Annotated in this window: 2 protein-coding genes; both read left to right on the forward strand. The window is 39.1% G+C overall.

The features are described from left to right. Positions 1 to 263: 263 nt before the first annotated feature. Positions 264 to 1,916: an AMP-binding protein gene (locus L4D78_RS28000; protein ID WP_428469961.1), complete on the forward strand. Its 1,653-nt coding sequence runs from the start codon at positions 264 to 266 to the stop codon at positions 1,914 to 1,916. Positions 1,917 to 2,265: 349 nt separating this feature from the next. After that, positions 2,266 to 3,555 (forward strand): serine hydrolase domain-containing protein, encoded by a 1,290-nt coding sequence (locus L4D78_RS28005; RefSeq protein WP_428469962.1) that lies wholly within the window; start codon positions 2,266 to 2,268, stop codon positions 3,553 to 3,555. The last annotated feature ends 446 nt before the right edge of the window (positions 3,556 to 4,001 follow it).

Here is a 4,001-nt window from a genome sequence, read left to right on the forward strand (position 1 = left end):
CTATAATAGAAACATAAATTTATAAACATCTGTCGGTTATGGTAAAAAATTGTACAGTTGTTTGAATTTTGTTCTATTTTAATGATGTAACAATATAAAAATCGAGACCTTTTTGGCTAACTTATGACTAAAATTAAAGCAGTTACAAACCAAATTGATACTTGACTGACCAGTAGGATTAGCATTATTTTAACATAACCACAACACGGAAGGATCGTAGTATGACTCTACCTCTGCAATCGGATCGCTTAAAGGACACACTCATGACACAACCACTGCCAACTGACTTGATACTGAAATGGGCAGAAGAGCGCCCAGATGAAGTGTATCTTCGTCAAATTATTAATCGCCAGTTTGTCGATTACACATATGCAGAGGTTGCCGACAAAGCATTACGACTTGTTAGCGCCCTTAGAGAGCTCGGTATCAAACCCGGTGAACGTGTCGCGTTAATGTCTAAAAACTGTGCCGAATGGTTCATTACCGACCTCGCCCTCATGCTCGGTAGTTATATCAGCGTCCCTATTTTCCCAACAGCCGGCGCTGAAACCGTTGAGCACTGCTTAACTCACAGTGAATCAAAGGTGCTGCTAATTGGTAAGCTCGACGACCAAAAAGCAATAACCTCTGTCATGGAAAAATACCCTTCTCTGCCAACTATTGCATTTAATTACCCATCGGCACCAACCTGCCAATACCAATTTGAATCGCTAGTCGCAGAATATACCCCAACTGAAGAACGCCCTAATCATCAACTCGATGATTTAATGTCAATTGTTTATACGTCAGGTACATCAGGTCTTCCGAAAGGAGCAATGCTAACCTACGGCTCATTTGCTTGGTCTGCACAACGTATCGTTGACCACATTGGTATGCAAGAGGGCGAAAGGTTATTCTCATACCTACCACTTGCGCACATTACCGAGCGTGTTTATATCCTTGGGGCTTCAGTTATGTCTGGTATTCAAGTCGCATTCCCTGAATCGCTTGATACCTTTATTGATGATGTCAAAATGCATCGCCCAACACTGTTTATTTCAGTACCTCGCTTATGGACACTATTCCAGCAGCGTATTCTTGAAAAACTACCACAAGCAAAACTCAATATATTACTTAAAATTCCATTCATCTCGGGTGTGATTAAACGTAAGTTAGCTGACGGCCTCGGTCTTAATAAAGCGCGTATGCTTGGCTGTGGTTCAGCCCCCGTATCGGCAGGGCTACTGCGATGGTATGAAAGTATTGGCTTAAATATTACAGAAGCTTGGGGGATGACAGAATCCTTTGCTTACAGCACCCTTAACCACCCATTCCGCAGCGATAAAGTCGGCACTGTCGGTAATGCTGGGCCCGGTGTTGAAGTGAAAATTGCTGCGGATGAAGAAATTCTTGTTCGTGGTATGGGGCTATTTACCGGCTATTATAAAAATGAAGATGCAACTAAAGCCATGTTTGATAATGATGGCTGGTTACATACTGGTGATATTGGCTTTATGGATGAAGAAGGTTATCTCAGTATACAAGGCCGTAAAAACGATACCTTTAAAACGGCGAAAGGGAAATTTGTCTCCCCTGTCCCCATTGAAAAGCGTTTATTTGAAATAGCAAACATCGAAATGATGTGTGTTGTGGGCTCAGGTATGCCAGCACCAATCCTGCTTGCAATACCTCATGAATTCCCTAACTTCGACCATGCTCGTTATGAGCGAAAAGCACATAGAGTGATCGAGACAATAAACCAAGAATTAGAGTCACATGCCAAAATCAAAGGTGTACTGATGATTAAAGAACCTTGGAGCATTGAAAACGGGATACTAACCCCGACCTTAAAAATCAAACGTCACCTATTAGAGAAAAAATACCATGACTTAGGTGCTAACTGGCCAAAAGACAAGCTGGTTCAATGGGAAGAGTAAACACGTAGTTTTATCATAACCTCTATCAGCGGCTCTACTATTGAGCCGCTATTTTTTCTGTCCATTTCTGCTAATAACACTCAACGTTTAAGAAGCCATTAGTCAATACGCAAACTCGTCAATAAACAAGTCCATCAATACAATTACTAGCTCGTACCATTCGACATTACTTGATGAAACTTGCCTTAAAGCAACACGAAAAAAGAATAATGAGTCCATTTTCTTGGTCTACCCCAATCAATTTTATATTCGCTGTCTTTACCAAATGATATCGTTTTTATTATTTCTTCTACTTTATTGAAAAATGGCCCATCCAACATTAAACACTCAATTTGTCTGTGTTGTATTCATGATTGTTATTTCCTTTATAACACTACCGGCAAAGGCGACAGAATCCTCACAGTCAAGTGCATTAAAATCCTATATTAAACACCAAAATCATTATGGCCGATTCAGTGGTAACATACTCATTGCTTATAACAATAACATCGCCTTCGAGCACTCTATTGGCTATGCCGATATAAAGCTTAAACGCCAAATATCACAAGACACCCTTTTCAAAGTTGGATCTATTACTAAGCAATTAACAGCTGCCGCCATATTACGATTACATGAACAAGGCAAATTGGACATTCATCAACCCATAAATCGATATTACCCGAAGCTTAAACTCAGTAAGTCAATAACAACAGCCATGCTACTGAATCATACTGCTGGGTTTTACCGTGATGCATCTTGGCGTGAATATAAGGATAGATGCGAGTCTACCCAACTCATTAATGAAACAATTAAAAAATCGCGGGCTTACCCTCCAAGTAAGATGTTCAACTATAGCAATGACAACTATTACCTTCTTGGGGGCATTATTGAACAAGTATCAGGTAAAACCTATAACACTTACATTACCGAGGAGTTTTTGCGCCCCTTAGGCATGAAAGACAGTAGCTTGAAGCTGACATTGTCATTTCAGTTAGCTAAGTCGTATGAACTATCAGGCTTAGTTAATGCGTTTATCACGCCTTCAGGTTGTGCATGGGCTGCTGGTGAGTTAATCACTACAACTCGAGATCTTTATAAATGGAGCCGAGCACTACAATCTGGCAGCATTATATCGCAAACCTTATATCAAGATATGCTAAAGCAGCAATATGGCATATTCCATGAGGAAATTGGCGGGAAATCTTACTACTTACATAGAGGCAATATTGATGGTTTTAAAGGGCTTATCGTTCAAGAGCCTCACTCTGGTTTAACTATCGTCGCATTAAGTAACTTAAATAACACCAACATCGATTTACTCATTGTCGATTTAATCAATATCCTTAATGATAAAAAACCTATTAATAAAGTGATCCCCCCAAAAACTGACTTAGCAAGTTGGCAGTATGATATTGATGTTATCGGTAATTACCTCGACACGGGAGGGATCCCGCTGCAAGTCGTGTACAAAGATAGCTCTCTGATGGCAAAGGTAAATCAATTCAATATCCCGTTAAAAGTAATGAATAAAAACACATTATTTGCTATTGGCATCGATAATAAAATACGCATTAATCGAAATGATAATGAATCGACACGTGAAATTATCTTTTTTTCAAAAGATGGTCGCTACCTCTCCCGGTTCACACGCGTAAAGTAAAAAGAGGTACGACTCCCCCGCTACTGGGAGTCGTACCCTAAAAAGTACCGTTACACTTCCTTCTCTATACATATCACTTCTATGTCAAATGATAAATTAATGTTTGCATAGTTCATGCCAATAACATAGCCTTTATAAATCAACACCTTGGAAATGCTCACATAAACCAGCTGCACTTTTTCCGTGCTTTATTGCACCACTTAGATACCCGCCTTTGATAGCAATGAACCGAAAAGTCACACACTTTGCTTTTCAAATCTGCTAAAAAATCCTACCAACAATACCAATTTACTTCGTTAAATTTAATTACATCACTAAATGATTGTTTCCAGTAAAAGTGCTTCTCTCATTATTATCACATCTAACTCACTGATTTATTAGACAGTTAACCTTCGAGTAAATTTACTTATTTATTTTTTTATGTAGAGTAATAATGTTATTTTAAT

Source organism: Photobacterium minamisatsumaniensis (assembly GCF_050336695.1).
In the GTDB taxonomy this organism is placed as follows: domain Bacteria; phylum Pseudomonadota; class Gammaproteobacteria; order Enterobacterales; family Vibrionaceae; genus Photobacterium; species Photobacterium minamisatsumaniensis.